Origin of the sequence: Corynebacterium gottingense, assembly GCF_002285125.1 — a bacterium.
GTDB classification, from domain to species: Bacteria; Actinomycetota; Actinomycetes; order Mycobacteriales; family Mycobacteriaceae; genus Corynebacterium; species Corynebacterium gottingense.
The window spans coordinates 51,836-76,420 of the sequence record NZ_NSGN01000011.1 but is presented as its reverse complement, the minus strand read 5'-3'; the positions used below and the strand labels follow the sequence as shown (position 1 = coordinate 76,420).

Genomic DNA, 24,585 nt, shown 5'->3' with positions numbered 1-24,585 from the left:
CTTCCTCTTTCTTAGTTGTTGGCAGCGACAACGGCGTTATCGCCGTCGCGGGTTGCGGTGCGGTCAGTGACAAACGGGTGGGTGGTCGTTGCGAACGGCTCCTCGCCGATAGCCTTCAGCGCGTCCGAGTTCGGCGCCTCCGGGTTGGCTTCGCGGAACTCCATGTAGTCCTTGAACTTCTCCGGCGAGACTGCGCGGAGCTCGAAGTTCATCATCGAGTGGTAGGTACCGCACATCTCAGCACAGCGGCCGACGAATGCGCCTTCCTTCTCAATGCGCTCGATCTGGAAGCTGCGCTGCTGCTGGTTCGCCTCCGGGTGCGCGTAGACGTCGCGCTTGAACAGGAACTCCGGAATCCAGAACGCGTGGGAGACGTCGCCGGACGCGAGGCGGAACTCGATCGGCGTGTCGGTCGGCAGCACCAGCACCGGGATTTCCTCGGTGGAACCGATGGTCTCGATCTTGTTGAAGTTCAGGTACGACTGGTCGCCCTGGGACATACCGTGAATCGGGTTCGCGTTCGGCATGTCTTCCGGATCGTGCTTGGTCTCCTCGGCGAGCGCCTGGCGCTCCTTGTCCACACCCTCGTACTTCTGGCCGTTGTTGGTGAACTCGCCGTCGAGCTCGGCGTAGCCGAACTTCCAGTTCCACTGGAACGCGGTGACGTCCACGGTCACCTTCGGATCCTTGTCCAGCGCGGTGACCTTGGTCTGCGACTGCACGGTGAAGAAGAACAGGACCATAACGATGACGATCGGCACGATGGTCAGCGCAAGCTCCAGCGGGACGTTGTACTGCAGCTGCTTCGGGAACTCGCCCTCACCCTTCTTTTCCTTGGCCTTGCGGTTCCACTTGAACACAGCGGTGAGGAACAGGCCCCACATGATGATGCCGACAATCCAGGCGGCAACCCAGACCCACACCCAGAAGTTGTACAGCTCAGTGCCCTCCGGCGTAATCGGGTCCGGCCAGCCCATATCCAGCACGTTAGCGAGGGCCTCCGGGGGAGCAACGCTGCAGCCAGCGAGCGCGAAGCCACCGAGCAGGAGCGAGCCTGCTACACCGAGCTTCCGGGCAAAGCTGCGCTTTGTTTCCTTTTCCACGTGTGTCTGCCTTCCTGTCCACACTTCAATTCGTTGAAAACGATGAACGTTCATAGAAATGCCAGAGCATTCCTACCCATTCCTACCCAGTCAGAATAGTTCATCCAGCGGGCAGGCACGGAATTGCAGATTGGAGCCGCAACGCGCCGAGCTTTCGCTTCTCGACGCACACCCGCCACCCTTGGCTTTTCCCCATCCCCCACCCACAGCGTGGTCTGCGTCACCCAAAAAACGGATTTTTCGCCAAAAAGTTCATCCGAAAGTTGGCCCCCAATCGGGGACGGGCTAAAGGTTGAACCACCGCGGCCACGTCTGGTTCGCCGTTCCAGCCCTCGGAACCTTATCCTGGAACACATCATGACGCGCCCCGGCCGATGCTTGCGGCGCACCGTATATATAAGGAGAAGGTTCAACTTACGATGTGTGGCCTGCTTGCAATGCTTACCGCCGGATCCAACGCCAGCACCTTCGTCCCAGCCGTGGACGACGCGCTGCCGTGCATGTACCACCGTGGCCCGGACGCCGCCGGCACCTGGCACGACGACGACGCAGTGTTCGGCTTCAACCGCCTGGCCATCATTGACCTCGAGCACTCCCACCAGCCGCTGCGCTGGGGCCCGGCCGAGAACCCCGAGCGCTACGCCATGACGTTCAACGGGGAGATTTACAACTACATCGAGCTGCGCGAAGAGCTCCAGGCCGCCGGCTACACGTTCAATACTTCCGGCGACGGCGAGCCGATTGTGGTGGGCTACCACCACTGGGGCAAGGATGTGGTCAAGCACCTGCGCGGCATGTTCGGCATCGTGATCTGGGATACAGAGACCAAGACGATGTTTGCCGCCCGCGACCAGTTTGGCATCAAGCCGCTTTTCTACGCCACGACCAAAGCCGGTACCGTCTTCGCCTCCGAGAAGAAGTCCATCCTGAACATGGCCGAGCAGTTGGGCCTTGACCTCTCCGGTCAAGACAACGGCCTGGACCGTCGCGCCATCGAGCACTACGTGGACCTGCAGTACGTCCCTGAGCCAGAGACGCTGCACGCCGGAATTCGCCGCGTAGAGTCCGGCTGCACCGTCACCCTGACCCCGGGCGGCGAGGTCCACGCGGAGCGTTACTTCAAGCCCGATTTCCGCACCACCCCGGTGACCAAGGACAAGGAGCAAGACCTCTACGACCGCATCGCAGCGGCGCTTGAGGACTCGGTGGCGAAGCACATGCGCGCCGACGTTACCGTCGGCTCCTTCCTCTCCGGCGGTATCGACTCCACCGCAATCGCCGCGCTGGCAAAGCGCCACAACCCGGACCTGCTCACCTTCACCACCGGCTTTGAGCGCGAAGGCTACTCGGAGGTCGACGTGGCGGCCGAGTCTGCCGAGGCCATCGGCGTAGAGCACATCGTGAAGATCGTCTCCCCCGAGGAGTACGCCGACGCCATCCCGAGGATCATGTGGTACCTCGACGACCCCGTCGCCGACCCGTCGCTCGTGCCCCTGTTCTTCGTGGCCCAGGAAGCGCGCAAGCACGTCAAGGTCGTGCTGTCCGGCGAGGGCGCCGACGAGCTGTTCGGCGGCTACACCATCTACAAGGAGCCGCTGTCGCTCGCTCCGTTTGAGAAGCTCCCCTCTCCCCTACTGCGCGGGCTGAACAGGCTCGGGCAGGTCCTACCGGAAGGCATGAAGGGCAAGAGCCTGCTCGAGCGCGGCACCACACCGATGGAAGACCGCTATTACGGCAACGCACGGTCCTTCAACTTCCAGCAGCTGGAGCGGGTGCTTCCCTGGGCGAAGCGCGAGTGGGACCACCGCGAGGTCACGGCGCCGATTTACGCGGCGTCGACAAGCATGGACCCGGTGGCGCGCATGCAGAACCTTGACCTCTTTACCTGGATGCGTGGCGACATCCTGGTGAAGGCGGACAAGATGAACATGGCGAACTCGCTCGAGCTGCGCGTGCCGTTCCTGGACAAGGAGGTGTTCGAGGTGGCGCAGACGATCCCGCATGAGCAGAAGATTGCGAACGGGACGACCAAGTACGCGCTGCGACGCGCCATGGAGCAGATCGTGCCCGCGCACGTGCTCAACCGCCGCAAGCTCGGCTTCCCGGTGCCGATGCGCCACTGGCTCGCCGGCGAGGAACTGTACGGCTGGGCGCAGGACACCATCAATGAGTCGCAGACCGCGCACATCTTTGACAAGAAGGCCGTGCTGGAAATGCTCAAGGAGCACCGCGACGGCATTTCGGATCACTCGCGACGCCTGTGGACCGTGCTGGCTTTTATGGTGTGGCACGGCATCTTTGTCGAGCAGCGCATTGACCCGCAGATCGAGCACAAGGAGTACCCGGTCAAGCTGTAAACGGGCGGCCGCGTTTGGGGGTCCTGCGTGGGCTGGCGGATCCGGGGGGCACGCCGGGGCTGGGTGCACAAAGGGGGCGCTGGGTGCGCAAAGGGGGCTGGGTGCACACGGGGCAAATGGAGCTAGCTCCCTTTGGGCGGCGCCGGGGTCCGCGACCAGGCGTTTTACGGGCAGCGTCCGTCTAGATGGAGCTAGCTCCGTTTGCACCTGGCAGCACCAGCCGACCGGGCGTTTCCCCGACACAGCTATCTACATGGCGTTAGCTCCATTTGCACCGGGCGACCCCAGCCGACCAGGCGTTTTGCAGGCAGCATCCGTCCAGATGGAGCTAGCTCCATTTGCGCCAGGCAGCACCAGCCGCCGGCGAAGTAGCTGCGCGAGCTCAAGGGGTAGCGCTAGCTCTACCCAAAGACTCCGGTTGCCACCATTGTCCGAGCCCCGCCGCCACGGTGGAATGGACACCATGAGTACAGCAAAGAAAATTCTTCTCGTCCTCGGCGGCATCGTAGTCGCCATCGGCCTGGCCCTCGCGGCCGCCTGCTACGTCTGGGGGCCGACACTTTCCGCGCAGATGACCGGCCAGGCAAAGTTCCTGGGCAAAGATTCTCCGCAGCGCTACGCCCGCACGGTGCTCGACCTGTCTGAGTCCATGGGGCTTTACGGGGACTCGGAGGAGTTTGCCGCCGCTCGAGCCAAGGCAGAGGAGGCTGCGAAGGACGCAGAACACCAGGCCGAGCTACAGGACGTGCTCGACCAGGCCGTCCACGCCGCCGGCGGCAAGCACTCCAGGCTCATTCCGGCGGAAACCCAGCAGCCCGACGCCGAAGAAGACAGCCCTACTGCCCAGGTCGGAGTGACAACGGTGGGAAACGTCGCGGTCGCAACTGTGCCGGGCATCGGCCGGAACGATGAAATCCAGCAGTACGCGGACACCCTCACCAGTGGACTGATCGAGGCCCGGGACGGCGGGGCGTGCGGCGCGATCGTCGACCTTCGGGGCAACGATGGCGGCGACATGGGCCCCATGATCGCCGGCCTGTCCCCGCTCCTGCCCGACGGCACTGCGCTCGAGTTTGTCAGCCGCGCCAACACGTCCCAGGTCACGGTCGACGGCAACGCGGTCAGCGGCGGCGGCACCCCGCTGGAAACTGCAGGCGGTAACTGGGAGGCGCCCACCGCAGTGCTTGTCGACGCCACCACTGCCTCCTCCGGCGAAGCGACCATGCTCGCTTTCCGCGGCCTGGACGACTCACGCTCGTTCGGCACGCCGACCGCCGGCTTTGCCTCGGCCAACATGGTGTATGACTTCCCCGACGGCAGCGAGCTGATGCTTACCGTCGCAAAGAACAAGGCCCGCACGGGCGAGGAGTTTTCCGAGGATCCGGTCGCGCCGGACACTCCTACGGACTCCGGTGATGCGGCGCTCGACGAGGCGAAGGCGTGGCTGCACGCCGAGCACGGTTGCGAGGCGTAGCCGGCCAGAAAAATACCCCGTCCGCTGCGGAAAGGATTCGCGCAGTGGACGGGGTATCGGAGGCGTTGCGACTTAGTTGAAGGAGTCGCCGCAAGCGCAGGAACCACCGGCGTTCGGGTTGTCGATGGTGAAGCCCTGCTGCTCGATCGTGTCTGCAAAGTCGATGGTGGCGCCCATGAGGTACGGCACGCTCATCTTGTCCACCACGAGGCGCACACCGCCGACCTCGTCGGCCTTGTCGCCGTCCAGGTCGCGGTCGTCGAAGTACAGCTGGTAGCGCAGACCAGCGCAGCCACCCGGCTGCACGGCGATGCGCAGGGACAGGTCGGTGCGGCCTTCCTGGTCCAGCAGCGCCTTGGCCTTCGCCGCGGCGGCCTCGGTCAGGTTCACACCAGTTGCAGAGGTAGGTGCAGTCATTGAAATCTCTCCTTATATATGTGGCCGGAGTTTGCCCCATCATACTGCCCGCGCAGCATCGGTGGGGACGGTGGGGTTTCCTCACGCCTCGCAACGCGGGACCGAGGGCGATTATTCCCGGCAGCGCATTGCTCCTTTCCGGGCGGCGCCTTGTAGCCTAGAGTGCGTGAAACTCCCATGGCAGAAATCTGAGCAACAGTCCGAGCAGCGGGCCGAGGGCGGCTCGACCGCCATCTCCGCCGCGGAGATCGGTGGGGCGTCCGGTGGGGACAAGGGGGCGTCGATAAGCGATGCACACGACGAGCCCAAGTACCCGAAGGGCTACACGCCGCCGAAGGGGCGGCCGACCCCGAAGCGCCACGACCAGGAGGTCAAGCGCGGCGTCTTGCGCGACCCCGACAACATGACGCAGGCGCAGCGCGCGCAGAAGAACAAGGAGCTCAAGGCCTCCATGTCGAAGGAGGAGTGGAAGGCCTACAAGAAGGAGCAGCGCGCGGAGAACCGCCGCGCGAACAAGGAGATTCAGGCGCGCATCGACGCTGGCGACGAGCGCTACCTCATGGACCGCGACAAGGGCGAGGTGCGCCGCTACGCGCGCGACTGGGTCGACGCGCGCCGCTTCTTCAACAACTACGTGATGCCGGTCGCGCTTGTGCTCGTGGTGGTCCTGTTCATTGGCACGTGGCTGCCCGAGGTGTCCGCGGTGCTCTCCGGGCTGACCATGCTGTTTATCCTGGCCATCTTCATCGAGGCCTTCGTGATTGGCAAGCGCGTGAACAACGCGGTGCGCGCCAAGTTCCCGGGCACCACCGAGACCGGCTTCGGCCTGGGTATGTACGCGTTCTCTCGCGCGTCGCAGCCGCGCAACTGGCGCTCGCCCAAACCGCAGGTGAGCATCGGCGAGAAGGTCTAAGCCATGACCGAGCCCCATCTGGCCGGCGTCGACTTCGCGCCCGTGCAATCCCCCGATCTCGGCCGCGCGCGGAACGTGTCCCGCCTTCTCGCGCGCTCCGTGCCGGGGCGGAACCTGGGCCGGTTGGCCGACATCGGCGCGTGGGTCGCGGGGGTGCAGGGGGCGTCGACGCCCGCGCCGTTCGCCCACCCGCGCGCGGTCATCGTTGCCGCTCGCCACGGCGTAGCCCAGCGCGGCGTGTCCGCGTGGGAGCCGGACGCAGGCGCGACGCTGCTGGAACAGCTTGAGGCCGGCGCGGGTCCGGCGCACATCGCGGCGCGCGCCGCGGGGGCGTCGGTGCGCGTGGTAGACGATTTCGACGAGGTCACCGGCGCGATCGACGTGGAGCCCGCGATGACCACGCAGCAGTGCGCCGCTGCCATCGCGCGGGGCATGGAGGTGGCCGACCACGAGGTGGATTCCGGCACCGACCTCATCATCCCCGGCAACGTGGGCGTCGGCGATACCACGGTCGCCGCCGCGGTGTACGGCACGCTCACGCGCACCGAGCCGGTCAAGGCGATCGGCCGCGGCTCCGGGATCAACGACGAGGTGTGGAAGGTCAAGGTCGCCGCGATCCGCGACGCAATGTTCCGCGCCCGCACCATCGCCGACGACGTTGAGCGCGTGCTCGCGGAGATCTCTGGCCCCGACATGGCCTTCCTCGTGGGCCTCGTCGCCCAGTCCGCGGCGCGCAGGACGCCAGTGCTTATCGACGCCGCGCTCCCCTCCGTCGCCGCCTACACAGCAGAGCGACTCGCCCCCGGCACGAAGCGCTGGTGCATCGCCGGCGGGGTAAGCCCAGAGCCGGCGCACATCGGCTGCCTCCAGGCGCTCGAGCTGACCCCGGTACTTGCCCTGGACATGACCACGGGCCAGGCGGCGGGCGCGCTGGCCGCGCTGCCGCAGGTCAATATGGCTGCGGAGATGGCGGCCGAGGCGCTCACGCAGCTGCGCGCCACGAGCCGGCCGGAGCCGCGCTAGGCCGGGTGAGGCGCGTTACGCCTCAACCAGCGTGACGTTCCACCCGTGGGTGTCCTCCACGCTGCCGTTCTGGATTCCCCGCAGGCGCTCGCGCAGCGACATCGTGATCGGACCGGCCTCATTGTTGTTGATGGTGAACTCGCCGTCCGCACTACGCACGCGCCCCACCGGGGTGAGCACGGCAGCGGTGCCGCACGCCAGCGTCTCCGTGATCGTGCCGTTTTCCACTCCCTCGCGCCACTGTTCCACGGTGATCTTGCGCTCCTCAGTGCCCAAGCCGGCGTCTTCCGCGACCTGGAGCAGCGACTTGCGGGTGATGCCGGCGAGCAGCGAACCGGACAGCGCCGGGGTGACCAGTGTGGCGTCGTCCCCGGAGCCCTCGACGAACATGAGGTTCATCCCGCCCATCTCCTCGATGTACTTGCGCTCGATGGCGTCGAGCCAGACCACCTGGTCGCAGCCCTTCTCCTGGGCCTCCGCCTGCGCGAGCAGCGAGCCCGCGTAGTTGCCGGCGAACTTCGCGTCGCCGGTGCCGCCCGGCGCGGCGCGGACGTACTCCTTAGACACCCACACGGAGACCGGCTTCACGCCGCCGGAGAAGTACGCGCCCGCGGGCGAGGCAATGACGTAGAACGTGTACGAATGGGAGGGCTTGACGCCCAGGGTCTCCTCGGTGCCGATCATGAAGGGACGCAGGTACAGCGCGGCCTCGCCGCCCGCCTCGGGCACCCACGCCTTATCGATGCTCACCAGCTGGCGCAGCGACTCGATAAACAACTCCTCCGGCAGCTCCGGCATGGCCAGACGGTGGGCGGAGTGCTGCATGCGCTTCGCGTTCTGCTCCGGCCGGAAGGTGCTGATGGAACCGTCGGCGTGGCGGTACGCCTTCAGGCCCTCAAAAATGGCCTGCCCGTAGTGGAAGACGTTGGTCGCGGGGTCCAGGGAGATGGGCCCATACGGGCGCACCTGCGCGTCGTGCCAGCTCTTGTCCTCGGTCCACTCGATGGAGACCATGTGGTCGGTGAACTCTTGCCCAAACGCCGGGTCGGCCAAAATGGCTTCGCGCTCCGCGTCGGTTGCGGGGTTCGGGTGTTGCGAAATGGAGAAGTCTAGCGTTGTCATGCGCCCCACCCTACTCGGGCGGTACCCCGCCGGAGCCCGAGTACGCTGAATAGGGCTGGAATTTATTCAGCAGAGCTTATCGACGATTCCCTGATCGAAAGGTAACCCAACATGACTTTCACTTGCGCACTCCCCGCCCGCGGCACCACCGCGGCGCTGACGTTGGCGGATTCCGCCCCGTTGCAGGCCGCGCGCCTGATCCCGGTCGCTGCGGGCCAGGACGGCGTCGAGCTGCCCGTGACCGCGCTGACTGCGGACGGCGTCCTCGACGCCCTGGCGAAGGTGGGCGCAAAGGGCGCGGCCGGCGAGCTGCACCGCGTCGTGGTCGACGGCACCCTGTTTATCGCTTACGGCTTGGGCCCTGCCGACGAGGTTGACGAGGAGTCCGTGCGTCGCGGCGTCGGCACGGCGGTGCGCAGCCTCTCCGGCATCGAGGAGGTCGCGGTGAGCACGGAGTTTGGCATGGGCCCGATAGTGGAAGGCCTGCTGCTGGGCTCCTACTCCTACCAGGGCTTGAAGTCCGCGGAGGAGGACGCCCCCGCCCCGGTCGCGGTGACGGTCGTCGCGGGCGACGAGGAGCGAGCTGCGTTCGACCGCGCGCGCATCATCGCGGAGTCCGTCAACCTGGCGCGCGACCTGGTCAACACGCCGGCGAACTACCTCTACCCCGAGGCGTACGCCGAGATCATGCGCGAGGTCGGCGAGCAGGTCGGGCTGAGCGTCGAGGTCTTTGACGAGCAGTACCTGGAGGACCACGGCTTCGGCGGCATCACCGCTGTGGGCAAGGGCTCGGCCCGCCCGCCGCGCCTGGTGCACCTGTCCTGGTCGCCGAAGGTCGCGCAGGACGGCGAGGCAGCGAGCGCCGCGTTGGTTGGCAAGGGCATCACCTTTGATACCGGCGGTATCTCCCTGAAGCCGGGCGCGCACATGGAGGACATGATCAGCGATATGGGCGGCTCCGCGGCCCAGCTGGCCTCCATCGTCGCCGCGGCACGCCTCGAGCTGGCCATGCCTATCGACGCCTGGCTGCCCCTCGCCGAGAACATGCCATCCGGCTCGGCGACCCGCCCGGGCGACGTGATCACCCACTACGGCGGGCTGACCTCAGAGATCCTCAACACCGACGCGGAGGGCCGCCTGGTGCTCGCCGACGCGATGGCGCGCGCAGCGGAGGACAAGCCCACCTACCTCATCGAGACCGCCACGCTCACCGGCGCGCAGATGGTGGCGCTCGGTACCCGCACCGCCGGTGTGATGGGTACGGAGGAGCTGCGCGACCGCATCGCGGAGAACGGCCGCACCGTCGGCGAGCCGGCCTGGTCCATGCCGCTGCTCGAGGAGCAGGAGGCGCAGCTGAAGTCCCCAATCGCGGACATCCGCAACACCCACAACGCGCGCACCGGCGGCATGCTGTTCGCCGGGCTGTACCTCTCCAAGTTCTCCGGGGAGGACAACGGCACGCAGTGGGCGCATATCGACGTCGCGGGCCCGGCCTTCAACACCGACTCGCCATTCGGCTACACCCCAAAGAGGGCAACCGGCGCGCCGGTTCGCACCATTGTGGAGACGCTCACGCAGCTTGCGGGTGAGTAGGTGTGGCCGGGGGCGGTGGCGTCGATAAGCGATGAGCCCCTAGCTGTAGGGGTCCTCGCCGCGCTCGAACTTGGCGCGGCGCTGCCGCTGCTCCTCGCGCTTGCGCAGAATGCGCTCCTGCTCCATCTTCTTGCGCATGCGGTCGGGGTAGCCGGTCTCTTCAACGTCGTAGAGCGAGATGCTCAGCAGCTTGGCCACCTGGTCGATGCCTTTCGGCCCGCCGAGGCGGCGACGGGTGTAGTTGCCCAGCTCATCGACGAGCACGACCGACATCTCATTGACCATGGTCTCCGGCTCAATGTAGCCCTCGACAAACTTGCGGCCACGCACCCACTGCTTCAGGTACTCGGCGTCGTCCGGGCGAATTGTTCCGCCTGGCGCGCGCGGGGGTTTGAAGCTGGAGGACTGTTTCCGTTTGCCGAAAAGGTTAAACACGCGCCTTATCTTACGGAACCGGCGCGCGGGCGAGGCGATGCCGCCCGGCCGAGGCCCCACCGATGGTGCCCCCAAACGCGACGAATACGGGGGAATACGGGTAGCCTGTTTTCTGTATAGCTTCCGTTACAACCTTGAACTACGAGGAGACTGAGAAAACATGGCGCACTCCGTAGAGATGCCCGAGCTGGGCGAGTCTGTCACCGAAGGCACGATCACCACGTGGCTGAAGGAAGTCGGCGATACCGTCGAGGTAGACGAGCCCCTGCTCGAGGTCTCCACCGATAAGGTCGACACCGAAATCCCGTCCCCTGTCGCCGGCGTCCTCATTGAGGTCAAGGCTGAGGAAGACGACACCGTCGAGGTCGGCGAGGTCATCGCCATCATCGGCGAGGAGGGCGAGGAAGCCGCTGGCTCCGCCGACTCCGCCGACAAGGCTGAGGAAAAGGACGAGGCCGCAGAGGAAAAGCCGTCCGAGAAGCAGGAAGCCAAGTCCGCACCGAAGGCGTCCGGCTCCGCGACCGACGTCGAGATGCCTGAGCTTGGCGAGTCCGTCACCGAGGGCACCATCACCACCTGGCTCAAGGAGGTCGGCGACGAGGTCGAGGTCGACGAGCCGCTGCTCGAGGTTTCCACCGATAAGGTCGACACCGAAATTCCGTCCCCGGTCGCCGGCACTCTGGTTGAGGTCCTGGCCGATGAGGACGACACCGTCGAGGTCGGCGAGGTCATCGCCCGCATCGGCGACGCAGACGCTGCTGCCGCTGGCGCGGACGACGCAGCCGACGAGACCGAGGCCGAGGAAGAGGCTCCGGCCAAGGCAGAGGAGCCGAAGCAGGAAGCTCCGAAGCAGGAGAAGAAGTCCTCCGGCTCGGGCGCTGGCACCAAGATTGAGATGCCGGAGCTCGGCGAGTCCGTCACCGAGGGCACCATCACCACCTGGCTCAAGGAGGTCGGCGACGAGGTCGAGGTCGACGAGCCGCTGCTCGAGGTCTCCACCGACAAGGTCGACACCGAGATCCCGTCCCCGGTCGCCGGCACCCTGCTGGAGATCCTGGCTGAAGAGGACGACACCATCGAGGTCGGCGGTGCCATCGCCGTTGTCGGCGACGCAGACGCCGCTGCCGCTGGCGCAGACGACGCAGCCGACGAGGCTGAGGAAGAGGAAGAGGCTCCGGCCAAGGCCGAGGAGCCGAAGCAGGAAGCTCCGAAGGCTGCCCCGAAGCAAGAGGCACCCAAGAAGGAGGCCCCGAAGGCGGGCGCTTCCGAGAAGCTGGCAAACCGCGGTGGCAACGTCCCGTACGTCACCCCGCTGGTGCGCAAGCTGGCCGACAAGCACGGCGTTGACCTCAGCACCGTCGAGGGCACCGGCGTTGGCGGCCGCATCCGCAAGCAGGACGTGCTGGCTGCCGCCAACGGCGAGTCCGCAGCTGACAAGGGCGCGGCCGAGAAGCCGGCCGCCAAGGGTGCTCGCGCAAACTGGTCCACCAAGTCCGTGGACCCGGAGAAGCAGAAGCTCATCGGCACCACGCAGAAGGTCAACCGCATCCGCGAGATCACCGCTGCGAAGATGGTCGAGTCCCTGCAGACCACCGCCCAGCTCACCCACGTGCAGGAGGTCGACGTCACCCGCGTCGCAGAGCTGCGCAAGAAGGTCAAGCCGGCCTTCGTGGAGAAGCACGGCACGAACATCACCTACCTCGCCTTCTTCATCAAGGCGACGGCCGAGGCGCTGGTCTCCCACCCGAACGTCAACGCGTCCTACAACGCGGAGACCAAGGAGATCACCTACCACTCCGACGTGAACATCGGCATTGCTGTGGACACCCCGCAGGGCCTGCTCGTGCCGGTGATCAAGAAGGCGCAGGACATGGACCTCGCCGAGATTGCCAAGGCCATCAAGGACCTCGCCGAGCGCGCCCGCAACAAGAAGCTGCGCCCGGACGACCTGACCGGCGCTACCTTCACGGTGACCAACATCGGCTCCGAGGGCGCCATGCTGGACACCCCGATCCTCACCCCGCCGCAGGCGGGCATCCTGGGCACGGCGACGATTGAGAAGCGCCCGGTCATCGTCACCGAGGACGGCATCGACTCCATCGCGATCCGCCAGATGTGCTACCTGCCGTTCAGCTACGACCACCAGCTGGTCGACGGCGCAGACGCAGGTCGCTTCATCACCACGATCAAGGACCGCATCGAGGTCGGCGACTTCGAAGCAGACCTCGCCCTGTAATTTCGCCGACTGATCCGGCGCTGGATCAACGGCACAGCCACACAGCGGCCCGGTCCCCCACGAACGGGGGCCGGGCCGCTGTGTGCGTTCTGGGACTCCCCCACAGTTCGAGTCACCTAAGGCCCAGACCGTATACTGACAGTGTTTGGCACCACTTTCGACCAAGGAGCACCTGTTGGATTACATCTCCCGTCATATTGGCCCCGACCAGAGCGAGCAGCGGAAAATGCTGGACGCGCTGGGTTACGAGTCGCTGGACGCCCTGATCAGCGCGGCGGTGCCGAAGGGCATCCTCGCTGACGGGCCGCTGCAGCTGCCGCAGGCGCTCACGGAGTACGAGGCGCAGGATCGCCTGCGCGAGATCGCAAGCCAGAACACCGTGCTCAAGGCCTTCTACGGCCAGGGCTACAACTCCACGCTCACCCCGCCGGTGATCCGCCGCGGCGTGATCGAGGACGCCGGCTGGTACACCGCCTACACCCCGTACCAGCCGGAAATCTCCCAGGGCCGTCTGGAGGCGCTGCTCAACTTCCAGACCATGGTGCAGGACCTCACCGGCCTGGACATTGCCAACGCATCGCTGCTGGACGAGGCCTCCGCAGCCGCCGAGGCCGTCGGCCTCATGTCGCGCGCGGTGCGCAAGGGACGCAGGGTGCTTCTCGACGCCCGCCTGCACCCCCAGGTGATCACCGTCGCCAGCGAGCGCGCCCGCGCCATCGACCTCGAGGTCGAGGTCGCGGACCTGTCGCAGGGGGTCGTCGGCGAAGATCTCGTCGGCGCCGTGCTGGCCTACCCGGGCACCGAGGGCGACATCGCGGACCCGCGCCCGGTTATCGAGGCGATCCACGAACGCGGCGGCCTCGTCACCGTTGATGCCGACATCCTCGCGCTGACCGTGCTGGAGTCGCCGGGTGAGCTTGGTGCTGACATCGCGATCGGTTCGACCCAGCGCTTCGGCGTGCCGCTGTTCTACGGCGGCCCGCACGCCGCCTTCATGGCGGTGCCGGAGAAGCTCAAGCGCCAGCTGCCGGGCCGCCTGGTCGGCGTGTCCAAGGACGCCGAGGGCTTTCCCGCCTACCGCCTCGCACTGCAGACGCGCGAGCAGCACATCCGTCGCGAGCGCGCCACCTCCAACATTTGCACCGCCCAGGCGCTGCTGGCTGTGGCGGCCTCCATGTACGCGGTCTATCACGGCCCCGCCGGCCTGACCGAAATCGCGCGCACCGTCCACGACTTCGCCACGCGCTTCGCCGCAGGTGTGGAGGCCGCCGGCGCGCGCGTCAAGCACGCGCACTTCTTCGACACGGTGGCGGTTGAGGTGTCGGACGCGCAGGGGGTCGTCGATAAGCTTGCCCAGGCCGGCTACCTCGTGCGCTCGATCGACGCGACCACCGTCGGCGTGTCCTTCGGCGAGGACACCTCCGAGGCCGACCTCGCGGCACTCCTCGACGCGTTCGGCGCCACCGCGCCCGAGTCCGCCGAACCGCGCCTGCCCGAGGCGCTGGAGCGCCGCACGGAGTTCCTCACCCACGAGACGTTCAACGCGATCCACTCCGAGACGCAGATGATGCGCTACATCCGCACCCTTGGCGACAAGGACCTCGCGCTGGACCGCACGATGATCCCGCTCGGCTCCTGCACGATGAAGCTCAACCCCACCGCGGGCCTGGAGACCATCACCTGGCCCGAATTCGCCAACGTGCACCCCTTCACCCCGGCCGAATACACGAAGGGCTGGGCCACGCTTATCGACGACCTGCGCACCTGGCTCATCAGCATCACCGGCTACGCCGAGGTGTCCCTGCAGCCCAACTCGGGCGCGACCGGTGAGCTCGCCGGCCTGCTTGCGATCCGCCGCTACCACGTGGCAAACGGCGATACCGACCGCGACATTTGCCTGATCCCGGCGTCGGCGCACGGGACGAACGCGGCGTCGGCAAGCTTGGCGAACCTGCGAGTCGTGGTGATCAGGACCGCCGACGACGGCTCGATCGACCTGAACGACCTCGACGCGCAGCTGGAGAAGCACGGCGAGCACGTCGCCGCGATCATGCTCACCTACCCGTCCACCCACGGCGTGTACGAGGACACCGTGCGCACTGTGGCCGACAAGGTCCACGCGGCCGGCGGCCAGGTCTACATCGACGGCGCGAACATGAACGCGCTCACCGGCATCGCGCGCCCCGGCGACTTCGGCGGCGATGTCAGCCACCTCAACCTGCACAAGACCTTCACCATCCCGCACGGCGGTGGCGGCCCGGGCGTGGGCCCGATCGGCGTGGGCGAGCACCTCATCCCGTTCCTGCCGGGTGACGCGAACGTCTCGCTCGAGCAGGCCTCGGCGCCGGTGCCTGGCGACGCCGGCGTCCCCGTCGCCGCGAGCCTCTACGGCTCCGCGGGCGTGCTGCAGATTTCCTGGGCGTACATCGCCATGAGCGGTGCCGAGGGGCTTAAGGCCGCGACCCAGCACGCGGTGCTCGGCGCGAACTACCTCGCGCGCCAGCTCAACGAGTACTTCCCGGTCCTCTACACCGGCGACAACGGCATGGTGGGCCACGAGTGCATCCTGGACCTGCGCGAGCTGACCGACAAGTCCGGAGTGACCGCCGCGGACGTGGCGAAGCGCCTGGTGGACTACGGCTTCCACGCGCCGACGCTGTCCTTCCCGGTCGCCGGCACCCTCATGGTCGAGCCGACCGAATCCGAGGACCTGGCCGAGCTGGACCGCTTCGTCGAGGCGATGCGTTCCATCCACGCCGAGATCCAGGAGATCATCGACGGCCGCGTCGCCTACGAATCCTCCGTGCTGCACCACGCGCCGTTTACCGCCCACTCCGTGGTGCGCTCCGACTGGCCGTACGAGTTCAGTCGCGAGCAGGCGGCCTACCCGGTCGACCGGCTCGTGCACGCGAAGTACTTCCCGCCGGTGCGCCGCATCGACGAGGCGTACGGCGACCGCAACCTCGTCTGCGCCTGCCCGCCGCCGGAAGCCTTTGGCATCAACACCGGCGAATAGTCCCCTCCCACTGAAAGCGAGAACCCTCATGGCTACCTCTCCCCTGCACGCAGCCCACGAGAAGCTGGGCGCCACGTTTACCGATTTCGGCGGCTGGAACATGCCGCTGAAGTACGGCAACGAGCTCGACGAGCACCGCGCGGTGCGCAGCGCCGTCGGCATCTTCGACCTCTCCCACATGGGCGAGATCGACGTCAAGGGCCCCGACGCCGCCGCGTTTTTGGATTACGCCCTGATTTCCAACATGTCCATCCTCAAGGTGGGCAAGGCGAAGTACTCCATGATCGTCGCCGAGGACGGCGGCATCCTGGACGACCTGATCACCTACAAGATGGCCGACGACCACTTCATGGTCGTGCCCAACGCCGCCAACACCGCCACCGTGTGGGCCGCATTTGAAGCGCGCAAGGGCGACTTCGACGTTGAGCTGCGCAACGACTCCGAGGCCGTGGCGCTCGTCGCAGTCCAGGGCCCGAATGCGCTCAAGGTCCTCGAGCCTTTGCTCAGCGACGACGCCGACACCCTCGCCTACTACTCCGGCGCCTGGATGACCCTGCACCCGGCAGGCGGCGGATCCGTCGAGGTGTTCGTCGCGCGCACCGGCTACACCGGCGAGGACGGCTTCGAGCTGTTCTGTGCCAACGCAGACGCCCAAGCGGTGTGGGACGCCGTGATCGGCTCCGGCACCCCGTGCGGACTCGCCTCGCGCGACTCGCTGCGCCTCGAGGCGTCGATGCCGCTCTACGGCCACGAACTCACTACCAGCATCACCCCGGTGGAGGCCGGGATGGGCCGCGCCTTTGCCAAGAAGGAAGCGGACTTTGTGGGCAAGGACGCGCTGACTGGCCGCGAGCCGTCTGTAGTCATCGCCGGTCTGACCTCCGAGCAGCGCCGCGCCGCGCGCGAGGGCGCGGAGGTGTTCCTGCCGGGCGCGGAGGAACGCATCGGTGTGGTCACCTCCGGCCAGCCTTCGCCGACGCTGGGCTACCCTGTTGCTCTGGCGCACATCGCGCCAGAGCACGCGGAGGTTGGCACGGCTGTGGAAATTGACATCCGTGGACGTCGCTATCCGTTTACTATCGTAGAGACCCCGTTTTACTCCCGAAAGGACGCCTAACATGGCACTGCAGAAGGACTTCTACTACTCCGAGGACCACGAGTGGATCAACGCCACCCCGGACACCGCCGTCGGCGCCACCGTGCGCGTGGGTATTACCAACGTGGCCGCTGATCGCCTGGGCGAGATCGTCTTCGCCGAGCTGCCGCAGGTGGGCGACACCGTGACCGCCGGCGAGCACTGCGGCGAGGTCGAGTCCACCAAGTCCGTCTCCGACCTGTTCTCCCCGGTCACCGGCACCGTGACCGCCGTCAACGAGGACATCGACGGCGCGTACGAGGCCATCAACAATGACCCGTACGGCGACGGCTGGCTCTTCGAGGTCGAGGTAGAGTCCGTCGGCGAGCTTATGACCGCCGACGAGTACGCCGCAGAGAACGGCGTCGAGGGCTAAACAGGGCTAAACACCCACCACTTCACGCGGGGCTAGAATGCGAAAGCATGACTGCCCCGCGTGACCCATTTTTCCCCGCCGACAAATCCATCCGCGCCGACGCCGCCACCCCGCTCGAGGTGCGCGACCTCGGCGTCGTGCCGTACCAGGAGGCGTGGGACCTGCAGGCGGAGCTCGCGGCGAAGCGCGCGAAGGGCGAGGTCGGCGACACCGTGCTCGTCCTCGAGCACCCCTCCACGTTCACTGCGGGCAAGCGCACGCAGCCCGAGGACATGCCCGACGCCGACTACCCCGTCCCCGTGGTCAACGTGGACCGCGGCGGGCGCATCACGTGGCACGGCGAGGGCCAGCTGGTGGTCTACCCCATCATCAAGCTCGCCGAGCCCGTTGACGTGGTCGACTACGTCCGCCGCCTGGAAGAAGCGCTCATTGAGACGGTCCGCGAGGCGGGCGTGACCACCGCCGGCCGCATCGACGGGCGCTCCGGCGTCTGGGTCCCCCACACCACGCGCGCCGCCGACCCGTCGGCACCGACGCGCGACCGCAAGATTGCGGCCCTGGGAATCCGCATCACCCGCGGCGTCACCATGCACGGGCTGAGCCTCAATTGCGATAACACGCTCGCCCACTACGCGCACATCGTCGCCTGCGGCATTGACGACGCCGACGTGACCACCATGAGTCTGGAGTTGGGGAGGGACACGCGGGCGTCGGCAATCGCCCCAAGGCTCCTCCACCACCTCGACCGCGCGCTGTCCGGCGAGCTCACGGTGGCAAACCACACCTTCGCCTCGGCGCCGGACCCCACGAAGGGGCTGAAGAAGCGACCGCGGTAACGCAGCGCTTGACACGTCAGTTAACGTAGAAAACGTGACTGTAGCACCAGATGGCAGAAAGCTCCTCCGAATCGAAAAGCGCAACGCGCAAACCCCCATCGAGTCCAAACCGCGGTGGATCCGCAACCAGGTCAAAACGGGGCCCGAGTACGAGGACATGAAACAAAAGGTGAAGGGCGCAGGCCTGCACACCGTGTGCCAGGAGGCCGGTTGCCCCAACATCCACGAATGCTGGGAATCCCGCGAAGCGACCTTCCTCATCGGCGGCTCCCGCTGCTCCCGCCGCTGCGATTTCTGCGACATCGCCTCCGGCAAACCCGACCCGCTGGACCGCGACGAGCCGCGCCGCGTGGCCGAAGAGGTCCGCGGCATGAACCTCAACTACTCCACCATCACCGGCGTGACCCGCGACGACCTTGAGGACGAAGGCGCGTGGCTCTACGCCGAGGTCGTGCGCAAGATCCACGAGCTCAACCCGCACACCGGTGTGGAGAACCTCACCCCGGACTTCTCCGGCAAGCCGGACCTGCTCCAGGAGGTCTTCGAGGCCCGCCCCGAGGTCTTCGCGCACAACGTTGAGACCGTGCCGCGCATCTTCAAGCGCATCCGCCCGGCGTTCCGCTACGAGCGCTCGCTGGACGTGATCCGCCAGGCGCGCGACTTCGGGCTGATCACCAAGTCCAACCTCATCCTCGGCATGGGCGAGACCCGCGAGGAGATCCTCGAGGCGTTGGCAGATCTGCAGGACGCCGGCACCGACATCATCACCATCACCCAGTACCTGCGTCCCGGCCCGACGTACCACCCGATCGACCGGTGGGTGAAGCCGGAGGAGTTCATCGAATACCGCGACGCCGCCTACGACATGGGCTTCGCCGCCGTCATGTCCGGCCCGCTCGTGCGTTCCTCCTACCGCGCCGGCAAGCTCTACGTCCAGGCGATGGAGCACCACGGCCGCGAGCTGCCCGAGAACCTCAAGCACCTCAAGGAGACCTCGCAGGGCGAAACGACGCAGGAGGCGTCGACCCTGCTGAAGAAGTACGGCCCGTCGCAGGACCACCCCGTGGTCACTCGCTAAGCACTGCTTCACGCCCGCCTCACCGGCGGGCGTTTCTTTTTGCTTGCCCGGGGCGTGCCATTAACATTGGCGGCATGGCGAAGCAGGATGACAAGGCCGCAGCGAAGGCCGCGAAGAAGGAAGAGCGCGCCGCGAAGCGCGCGAAGAGCAAGCAGACGCGCAGCCAGGTGTGGCAGGCGTTCAAGATGCAAAAGGAGCGCGACAAGGCGCTCGTCCCCATCATGCTGGGTTCGGTGCTCGGCGTGGGCCTGCTGTTCTTCCTCATCGGCCTGCTCTGGAGCGGCCAGTGGTTCATGCTGGTCATCGGCCTGCTGCTGGGTGCTGTGCTGGCGATGTGGCTGTTCTCCCGTCGCCTGGAGAAGTCCATGTACGACGAGGTCGGCGACACCCCGGGCGCCGCGGGCTGGACCCTGGAAAACATGCGCAACACCATGGGCATCGTCTGGCTGACCAAGAACGGCGTCCAGGCCAACACCCACATGGACACCATCCACCGCGTCGTGGGCAACCCCGGCGTCGTGCTGGTTGGAGAGGGCAACCCGAACCGCCTTAAGCCGATGATGGCGAAGGAGCACAAGCGCGTCGACCGCCTCCTGGCGGGCGTGCCGATCCACGAGGTCTACGCCGGCGACGGCGAGGACCAGGTTCCCGTCCGTGACCTGCAGAAGCACCTGCTGAAGCTGCCGAAGAACTACAAGAAGGACGAGGTCTACTCCCTCAACGCCAAGCTTGAGGCGATGGATAACCGCAAGGGCCCCGGCCAGGTCGCCGGGATGCCGGGCGGCCCAATGCCTCGTCAGGCACAGAACATGGCGGGTATGAACCGCCGCATGCGCCGCATGCAGCAGCGCAAGGGTAAGTAGAGCGACCGGGCGGCAACCGGAGACGACGATGCGAATCGACCACACGCACCACGGCAGCGACGAGCACTTCGGCATGGGCGTAGAGGCCAGCACGGCGCTGCGCTTCGGCTCAATGCTGCTCACCTCCGGCGCGCCCGCCTACCGAGTCATCCGCGCCGTGAAGCGGTGCGCCCGCGCGCTCGGCTTCGACCACGCGGACGTCATCGTCGGGCTCGACACGCTCACCTGCACGTTCCACCGCGGCGAGCGGTTCCGCACCCTCGCCGCCGTGCTCCCGGTGCCCGGCGTGAACGCCTCGCGCATTGAGGCGCTGGAAAACTTTAGCCGCCACGAACTGCACCACTACGCCACCGCCGAGGAAGTCAACGCGCTTCTCGACGACATCGAGCACATCCACACCCCTCGCTGGAGCCCCCTCGTGGCGTCGCTCGCCGCGGGCCTGGCGTGTGGCGGGTTCGCGATCCTCAACCGCTTCTCCCTGCTCACCGCAGTGCTGGTGGTGATCGCTGCGGGCGTCGGCCAGTTCGTGCGCCAGCGCCTGGCGCACAAGCGATTCCTCCAGCTCGGCGTGGTGATGATCGCCGGCGCCGTCTCCACCATCCTCTTCCTGCTGTTGTCGCTCCTCGTGCCGGGCGCGGACACGCAGCTCTCCGCCGGCTTCGTCGCCGCGATCCTCTACCTCATCCCCGGCTTCCCGCTGTTCGTGGCGCTCAATGACCTGTCGCGCTTCGACTTCAGCGCCGGCATCCCCCGGCTGTTCTACGCGCTCGAAGTGATCGTGGCCATGATGCTCACCGTCGCCGTGATCGCCATGATCACCAGCGCTCCCCCGCCGCCGCACATCTCCGCGGAGCCGGAGCTCGGGTTCTACCTCGCCGCAGCCGTCGCCAGCTTCTTTAGTATCGGCGGCTTTGCCATCATCTTCAACGCCTCACGGCGCATGGCGCTCCTCGCCGCGACGCTCGGCACGGTCGCCAACGTCTTGCGACTCGTCCTCCTCCACGCCGACATGCGGTACTTCCTCGCGTGCTTCCTCGGCACGCTCACCATCGGCATTCTCGGCCGCTGGCTCGGCCAGCACTTCCACGTCCCGCGCTCCACGGTCACCATCCCCGCGACCGTCGTGATGATCCCCGGCACCACGATCTACGCCGCGATGCAGGAGCTGACCAGCGGCGACGTCACCGGCGGCATCAGCGCCACCACCGAGGTCGTCCTCGCGGTGCTCTTCCTCTCCGGCGGGCTTACCGTCGCCCGCCTCATCACGGACCGCAATTGGGCGTTCCAGCACCACATCGACTTCCGCGAAAACCTCGGCGGCACGCCGGGCTAGTCGCTTATCGACGCCCCCACTTCCCCCTTCTCAGCCGCGGATCACCGTCGTGTTCGTCGCCCGGTCGTGCATGCCGCGGCCGTCCGCATCCACGATCGCGGCCGGGAACACGAACCCGGTCAGGACGGTGCGCAGCGCGGCGCGCCAGAGGCCGACGGGCTCGGTGGCGTCGACACGCGCGACGCCCATGCCCAGCATGGCCATCCCGGGCGTGCGGGCCATGAGCCAACCGGTGAGGATGCCCAGGACGATCCAAATGAGATAGGTCAGGGTGGCGGTGTCTCCCAGCGCATCCGTGGTGGCGGTAATCAGCGTCGCGATCGCCCACGCGAGGACCCAGTCGATGAGGACGCCGCCCGCGCGCCGCATTACCGACGCCTGCGAGCCCGGCCCTTCCGCCGGCAGCCCCAACGTCTGCCCTGGGTACTCCGGTGTGCCGCCGAATTGGTTCGGCATTTCCGGGCCTTCGCGCCAACTCTTCGATCCTGCCATGGTGACCAAGCCTAGCTGCGCCGCGCGAGCCACGAAAATGGGCGGGGTCCGCGACCGTGGCAGGGCATTCGACTAAACTTGGTGTGGTTCACATTGTCGCCGTAAGGAGATAGCACGTGTCTTTCGAAAATATCGAGGACGTAACAAAATTCATCAAGGACGAGGAAGTCGAATTCGTCGACGTCAGGTTCACCGACGTTCCCGGCCGCGAACACCACTTCTCCATCCCGGCGTCCATGTTTGATGAGGATGTCATGGAAGAGGGCCTCGCATTCGACGGCTCCTCCATCCGCGGCTTCACCACCATTGAAGAGTCGGACATGACGCTCATGCCGGACCTGGCCACCGCGAAGCTGGACCAGTTCCGCGAGGCGAAGACGCTGAACGTGAAGTTCTTTGTCAACGACCCGTTCACCCACGAGGCCTTTTCGCGTGACCCGCGTAACGTGGCGCGCAAGGCGGAGGACTACTTGGCGTCGACAGGCATTGCGGACACCTGCAGCTTCGGTGCCGAGGCCGAGTTCTACCTCTTCGACTCCATCCGTTACGAGGCCGAGGGCCACCGCGCGTTCTACGAGATCGACGCGGAAGAGGGCTGGTGGAACCGCGGCAAGGAATCCGACGCCGACGGTAACCCGAACCTGGGCTACAAGAACCGCTACAAGGGCGGCTACTTCCCGGTCCCGCCGTACGACAAGACCGTCGACGTGCGCGACGCGATGGTCCGCAACCTCGACCAGGCCGGCTTCCACATCGAGCGCTTCCACCGCGAGGTGGGCAACGGCGGCCAGCAGGAGATCAACTACCGCTTCAACACCCTGCTGCACGCGGCTGATGACCTGCAGGACTTCAAGTACATTGTGAAGAACACGGCGACCCAGTTTGGCAAGACGGCGACGTTCATGCCGAAGCCGCTGGCCGGCGACAATGGTTCGGGCATGCACGCCCACCAGTCGCTGTGGAAGGACGGCGAGCCGCTGTTCTACGACGAGTCCGGCTACGGCGGCCTGTCCGACCTGGCGCGCTGGTACATCGGGGGCATCCTCGAGCACGCTGGCGCCGTGCTCGCGTTTACCAACCCGACGCTGAACTCCTACCACCGCCTGGTTCCGGGCTTCGAGGCGCCGATCAACCTGGTGTACTCGCAGCGCAACCGCTCCGCCGCGATCCGCATCCCGATCACCGGCACCAACCCGAAGGCCAAGCGCATTGAGTTCCGCGCGCCGGACCCGTCGGGCAACCCCTACTTCGGCTTCGCCGCGATGATGATGGCCGGTATCGACGGCATCAAGAACCGCATCGAGCCGCACGCCCCGGTGGACAAGGACCTCTACGAGCTCCCGCCGGAGGAGGCGAAGGAGATCCCGCAGGCACCGACCTCGCTCGAGGCGTCGCTCGCCGCCCTCGAGGCGGACCATGACTTCCTCACCGAAGGTGACGTCTTCACCGACGACCTGATCCAGACCTACCTCACGCTCAAGCGCGAGGACGAGATCGCGCCGGCCCAGCTGCGGCCGACGCCGCTCGAGTTCGAAATGTACTTCGACTGCTAGCTCGCGCGCGTCAGTCAAAACCCCGAGGGTGTTCCCTCGGGGTTTACTTATACCCGGATGCCTAGGTCGAAGTCGCCAACTCCGGAAATGCTGCGCGGGTGAAGACGTGTGGTGATGCCGATCCGATTCCGGAGCTCGTCCGGCACGGACTCCTCCCCGTGGATTCGGGTCACGGCGTCGGTGAGCTCGAGTGCTGCGCACTCTTCGTCGGAGAATTGCTCCTTGTAGTCGGTCCAGCGCTCGGTGCTGCTGATCTTTTCTTCGCTCCAGCCGTCCTTCTTCGCATCACGACGGTGCATGGCCAGGCAATACACGCATTGGTTGAGCGCGGAAGCCCGCAGCTGCACCAGGTGCGAATAGCGCTTGTCGACGCGCGCTTGTCCTACGTTTCCAGCCCGAGCATTGGCGCGTAGGCGACTTTCGAAATTGGTTTTCTGTGTGCAGTCATAGAACGATGCTACGCGGCCCGGACCAAAGTGGCCCGGGCCGCGAGTGCATCGTTTCTCGTGGGTCGCGTTCTTAGCCTCCCTGCGGTTCGCTGATCGTGGCCTTCGCCTCAATGAACTCGATGCCGTGGCCCTGGCTGCCCAGTGCGATGGTGTCGCGGTCCAAGATGTAGACGTCCGGGTTGGCCTGCAGGATGGTCTTCAGGTCGTCGGCGGCGGCCATAGCGGCCGGGTCGCACAGCGCCTGAGTCTCGGCAAGGTCGCCGACGTGCAGCTTGCCCTGCTCGTCGAAGTGGTAGGTGGCGTTGCCGGAGTTGCACCCGTCGCCGTAGGTCAGGGTGCCGTCCGGGTTGAACTCGATGGTCACGTTCTCGTTGGCCTTCGCCTGCAGCGGGCGCTCAACAGCGGGGCCACGCAGGTGCTCGGGTGCCGGCTGCGCGTGCTCGGGCAGGGCGGTAATCAGGCCGCCCTGCTCGGCCGAAGCACCCGGCAGCTGAGCGCTGGAACCCGGCAGCGCCGGTGCGCCGCCGATGAGGATGGAGCTGAGCCCCGCAGCACTCTCGACGATCGCGGGGTCAGACGACAGGCCCTGCGGCAGCTCCTGTGCGTGTGCGGTGCCGGTAGCGCCACCCATCAGGGCGACGGCAATGGTAGCGGTTGACAGTGTCTTCATGATCTTGGAAACCATGGCCCTCAACCTACCGAGCAAAACCGCCAAATCAACCACCTTGAGAGAACTAGAACGGTTTCTCCAGGGCGCTCCTAAACGCGGCGGTCGCAGCTG

21 protein-coding genes are annotated in these 24,585 nt (G+C 66.5%); 14 read left to right on the top strand and 7 right to left on the bottom strand.

Annotation, left to right across the window (positions count from 1 at the left end):
- Positions 1 to 11 precede the first annotated feature (11 nt).
- Positions 12 to 1,103, bottom strand: a complete 1,092-nt coding sequence (ctaC, locus tag CKJ82_RS10520) for an aa3-type cytochrome oxidase subunit II (RefSeq protein WP_095534902.1) — start codon at positions 1,101 to 1,103, stop codon at positions 12 to 14.
- Positions 1,104 to 1,522: 419 nt separating this feature from the next.
- Here ctaC and asnB point away from each other — a divergent pair, with 419 nt between their 5' ends.
- Both asnB and CKJ82_RS10510 read left to right on the top strand, forming a co-directional pair.
- Complete coding sequence (asnB, locus tag CKJ82_RS10515; RefSeq protein ID WP_095538100.1) at positions 1,523 to 3,460, top strand: asparagine synthase (glutamine-hydrolyzing); 1,938 nt, start codon at positions 1,523 to 1,525, stop codon at positions 3,458 to 3,460.
- A gap of 463 nt (positions 3,461 to 3,923) precedes the next feature.
- Positions 3,924 to 4,934, top strand: coding sequence for a S41 family peptidase (locus CKJ82_RS10510; protein ID WP_095538121.1), 1,011 nt, complete (start codon positions 3,924 to 3,926; stop codon positions 4,932 to 4,934).
- 72 nt (positions 4,935 to 5,006) lie between these two features.
- On the opposite strand, the gene CKJ82_RS10505 is transcribed toward CKJ82_RS10510, so the two are convergent.
- The gene (locus tag CKJ82_RS10505) at positions 5,007 to 5,351 is read right to left on the bottom strand and encodes a HesB/IscA family protein (protein WP_095278134.1); all 345 of its coding nucleotides are present in this window, start codon (positions 5,349 to 5,351) and stop codon (positions 5,007 to 5,009) included.
- Positions 5,352 to 5,517: 166 nt separating this feature from the next.
- Here CKJ82_RS10505 and CKJ82_RS10500 point away from each other — a divergent pair, with 166 nt between their 5' ends.
- Both CKJ82_RS10500 and CKJ82_RS10495 read left to right on the top strand, forming a co-directional pair.
- Complete coding sequence (locus CKJ82_RS10500; RefSeq protein WP_240510762.1) at positions 5,518 to 6,264, top strand: DUF3043 domain-containing protein; 747 nt, start codon at positions 5,518 to 5,520, stop codon at positions 6,262 to 6,264.
- 3 nt (positions 6,265 to 6,267) lie between these two features.
- A complete protein-coding gene (locus CKJ82_RS10495; RefSeq protein ID WP_095538098.1) occupies positions 6,268 to 7,287 on the top strand; it encodes a nicotinate-nucleotide--dimethylbenzimidazole phosphoribosyltransferase in 1,020 nt (339 codons plus the stop codon).
- A 15-nt stretch (positions 7,288 to 7,302) separates the two neighbouring features.
- Here CKJ82_RS10495 and CKJ82_RS10490 read toward each other — a convergent pair whose 3' ends face one another.
- Positions 7,303 to 8,409 (bottom strand): branched-chain amino acid aminotransferase, encoded by a 1,107-nt coding sequence (locus tag CKJ82_RS10490; RefSeq protein ID WP_095538097.1) that lies wholly within the window; start codon positions 8,407 to 8,409, stop codon positions 7,303 to 7,305.
- 111 nt (positions 8,410 to 8,520) lie between these two features.
- Between CKJ82_RS10490 and CKJ82_RS10485 the strand changes: the two genes are divergently transcribed.
- Positions 8,521 to 10,002 (top strand): leucyl aminopeptidase, encoded by a 1,482-nt coding sequence (locus CKJ82_RS10485; RefSeq protein WP_095538096.1) that lies wholly within the window; start codon positions 8,521 to 8,523, stop codon positions 10,000 to 10,002.
- 39 nt (positions 10,003 to 10,041) lie between these two features.
- Here CKJ82_RS10485 and CKJ82_RS10480 read toward each other — a convergent pair whose 3' ends face one another.
- Positions 10,042 to 10,437: an oxidoreductase gene (locus CKJ82_RS10480; RefSeq protein WP_095538095.1), complete on the bottom strand. Its 396-nt coding sequence runs from the start codon at positions 10,435 to 10,437 to the stop codon at positions 10,042 to 10,044.
- A gap of 160 nt (positions 10,438 to 10,597) precedes the next feature.
- On the opposite strand from CKJ82_RS10480, the gene sucB reads away from it, so the two are divergent.
- From sucB to CKJ82_RS10440, 8 genes are all read left to right on the top strand, one after another.
- Entirely contained in the window at positions 10,598 to 12,673 is a 2,076-nt protein-coding gene (gene sucB / locus CKJ82_RS10475; protein ID WP_095538094.1) for a 2-oxoglutarate dehydrogenase, E2 component, dihydrolipoamide succinyltransferase, read from the top strand.
- Positions 12,674 to 12,848: 175 nt separating this feature from the next.
- A complete protein-coding gene (gene gcvP, locus CKJ82_RS10470; protein ID WP_095538093.1) occupies positions 12,849 to 15,689 on the top strand; it encodes an aminomethyl-transferring glycine dehydrogenase in 2,841 nt (946 codons plus the stop codon).
- Positions 15,690 to 15,717: 28 nt separating this feature from the next.
- Positions 15,718 to 16,806 carry a glycine cleavage system aminomethyltransferase GcvT gene (gcvT, locus tag CKJ82_RS10465; RefSeq protein WP_095538092.1) on the top strand — a complete coding sequence of 363 codons (1,089 nt, stop codon included), beginning with the start codon at positions 15,718 to 15,720 and terminating at the stop codon, positions 16,804 to 16,806.
- A gap of 1 nt (position 16,807) precedes the next feature.
- A complete protein-coding gene (gcvH, locus tag CKJ82_RS10460) occupies positions 16,808 to 17,200 on the top strand; it encodes a glycine cleavage system protein GcvH (RefSeq protein ID WP_095278151.1) in 393 nt (130 codons plus the stop codon).
- A gap of 47 nt (positions 17,201 to 17,247) precedes the next feature.
- Complete coding sequence (gene lipB / locus CKJ82_RS10455) at positions 17,248 to 18,036, top strand: lipoyl(octanoyl) transferase LipB (protein WP_095538091.1); 789 nt, start codon at positions 17,248 to 17,250, stop codon at positions 18,034 to 18,036.
- Positions 18,037 to 18,070: 34 nt separating this feature from the next.
- Entirely contained in the window at positions 18,071 to 19,114 is a 1,044-nt protein-coding gene (gene lipA, locus CKJ82_RS10450) for a lipoyl synthase (RefSeq protein ID WP_095538090.1), read from the top strand.
- 74 nt (positions 19,115 to 19,188) lie between these two features.
- Positions 19,189 to 19,977 (top strand): DUF4191 domain-containing protein, encoded by a 789-nt coding sequence (locus CKJ82_RS10445; protein ID WP_095538089.1) that lies wholly within the window; start codon positions 19,189 to 19,191, stop codon positions 19,975 to 19,977.
- Between the two features lie 28 nt (positions 19,978 to 20,005).
- Positions 20,006 to 21,310: a threonine/serine exporter family protein gene (locus CKJ82_RS10440; protein ID WP_095538088.1), complete on the top strand. Its 1,305-nt coding sequence runs from the start codon at positions 20,006 to 20,008 to the stop codon at positions 21,308 to 21,310.
- A 30-nt stretch (positions 21,311 to 21,340) separates the two neighbouring features.
- Here CKJ82_RS10440 and CKJ82_RS10435 read toward each other — a convergent pair whose 3' ends face one another.
- Positions 21,341 to 21,802 (bottom strand): RDD family protein, encoded by a 462-nt coding sequence (locus tag CKJ82_RS10435; RefSeq protein WP_095278163.1) that lies wholly within the window; start codon positions 21,800 to 21,802, stop codon positions 21,341 to 21,343.
- Between the two features lie 116 nt (positions 21,803 to 21,918).
- On the opposite strand from CKJ82_RS10435, the gene glnA reads away from it, so the two are divergent.
- On the top strand, positions 21,919 to 23,355 hold the full coding sequence (glnA, locus tag CKJ82_RS10430; RefSeq protein ID WP_095278165.1) for a type I glutamate--ammonia ligase: 1,437 nt from the start codon (positions 21,919 to 21,921) through the stop codon (positions 23,353 to 23,355).
- 47 nt (positions 23,356 to 23,402) lie between these two features.
- Here glnA and CKJ82_RS12075 read toward each other — a convergent pair whose 3' ends face one another.
- Together CKJ82_RS12075 and CKJ82_RS10420 are read right to left on the bottom strand one after the other, a co-directional pair.
- On the bottom strand, positions 23,403 to 23,702 hold the full coding sequence (locus tag CKJ82_RS12075; RefSeq protein ID WP_240510761.1) for a carboxymuconolactone decarboxylase family protein: 300 nt from the start codon (positions 23,700 to 23,702) through the stop codon (positions 23,403 to 23,405).
- Positions 23,703 to 23,874: 172 nt separating this feature from the next.
- Positions 23,875 to 24,489, bottom strand: coding sequence for an META domain-containing protein (locus CKJ82_RS10420; protein WP_095538086.1), 615 nt, complete (start codon positions 24,487 to 24,489; stop codon positions 23,875 to 23,877).
- Positions 24,490 to 24,585 lie beyond the last annotated feature (96 nt).

Bases quoted from the DNA above. Each gene is read 5' to 3' on its own strand.
- CKJ82_RS10505 (WP_095278134.1), bottom strand. From the start codon at position 5,351: ATGACTGCACCTACCTCTGCAACTGGTGTGAACCTGACCGAGGCCGCC.
- CKJ82_RS10435 (WP_095278163.1), bottom strand. From the start codon at position 21,802: ATGGCAGGATCGAAGAGTTGGCGCGAAGGCCCGGAAATGCCGAACCAA.
- CKJ82_RS10420 (WP_095538086.1), bottom strand. From the start codon at position 24,489: ATGGTTTCCAAGATCATGAAGACACTGTCAACCGCTACCATTGCCGTC.
- CKJ82_RS10445 (WP_095538089.1), top strand. From the start codon at position 19,189: ATGGCGAAGCAGGATGACAAGGCCGCAGCGAAGGCCGCGAAGAAGGAA.
- CKJ82_RS10495 (WP_095538098.1), top strand. From the start codon at position 6,268: ATGACCGAGCCCCATCTGGCCGGCGTCGACTTCGCGCCCGTGCAATCC.
- CKJ82_RS10490 (WP_095538097.1), bottom strand. From the start codon at position 8,409: ATGACAACGCTAGACTTCTCCATTTCGCAACACCCGAACCCCGCAACC.
- lipB (WP_095538091.1), top strand. From the start codon at position 17,248: ATGACTGCCCCGCGTGACCCATTTTTCCCCGCCGACAAATCCATCCGC.
- sucB (WP_095538094.1), top strand. From the start codon at position 10,598: ATGGCGCACTCCGTAGAGATGCCCGAGCTGGGCGAGTCTGTCACCGAA.
- asnB (WP_095538100.1), top strand. From the start codon at position 1,523: ATGTGTGGCCTGCTTGCAATGCTTACCGCCGGATCCAACGCCAGCACC.
- CKJ82_RS10485 (WP_095538096.1), top strand. From the start codon at position 8,521: ATGACTTTCACTTGCGCACTCCCCGCCCGCGGCACCACCGCGGCGCTG.
- CKJ82_RS10510 (WP_095538121.1), top strand. From the start codon at position 3,924: ATGAGTACAGCAAAGAAAATTCTTCTCGTCCTCGGCGGCATCGTAGTC.
- CKJ82_RS10440 (WP_095538088.1), top strand. From the start codon at position 20,006: ATGCGAATCGACCACACGCACCACGGCAGCGACGAGCACTTCGGCATG.
- gcvT (WP_095538092.1), top strand. From the start codon at position 15,718: ATGGCTACCTCTCCCCTGCACGCAGCCCACGAGAAGCTGGGCGCCACG.
- gcvH (WP_095278151.1), top strand. From the start codon at position 16,808: ATGGCACTGCAGAAGGACTTCTACTACTCCGAGGACCACGAGTGGATC.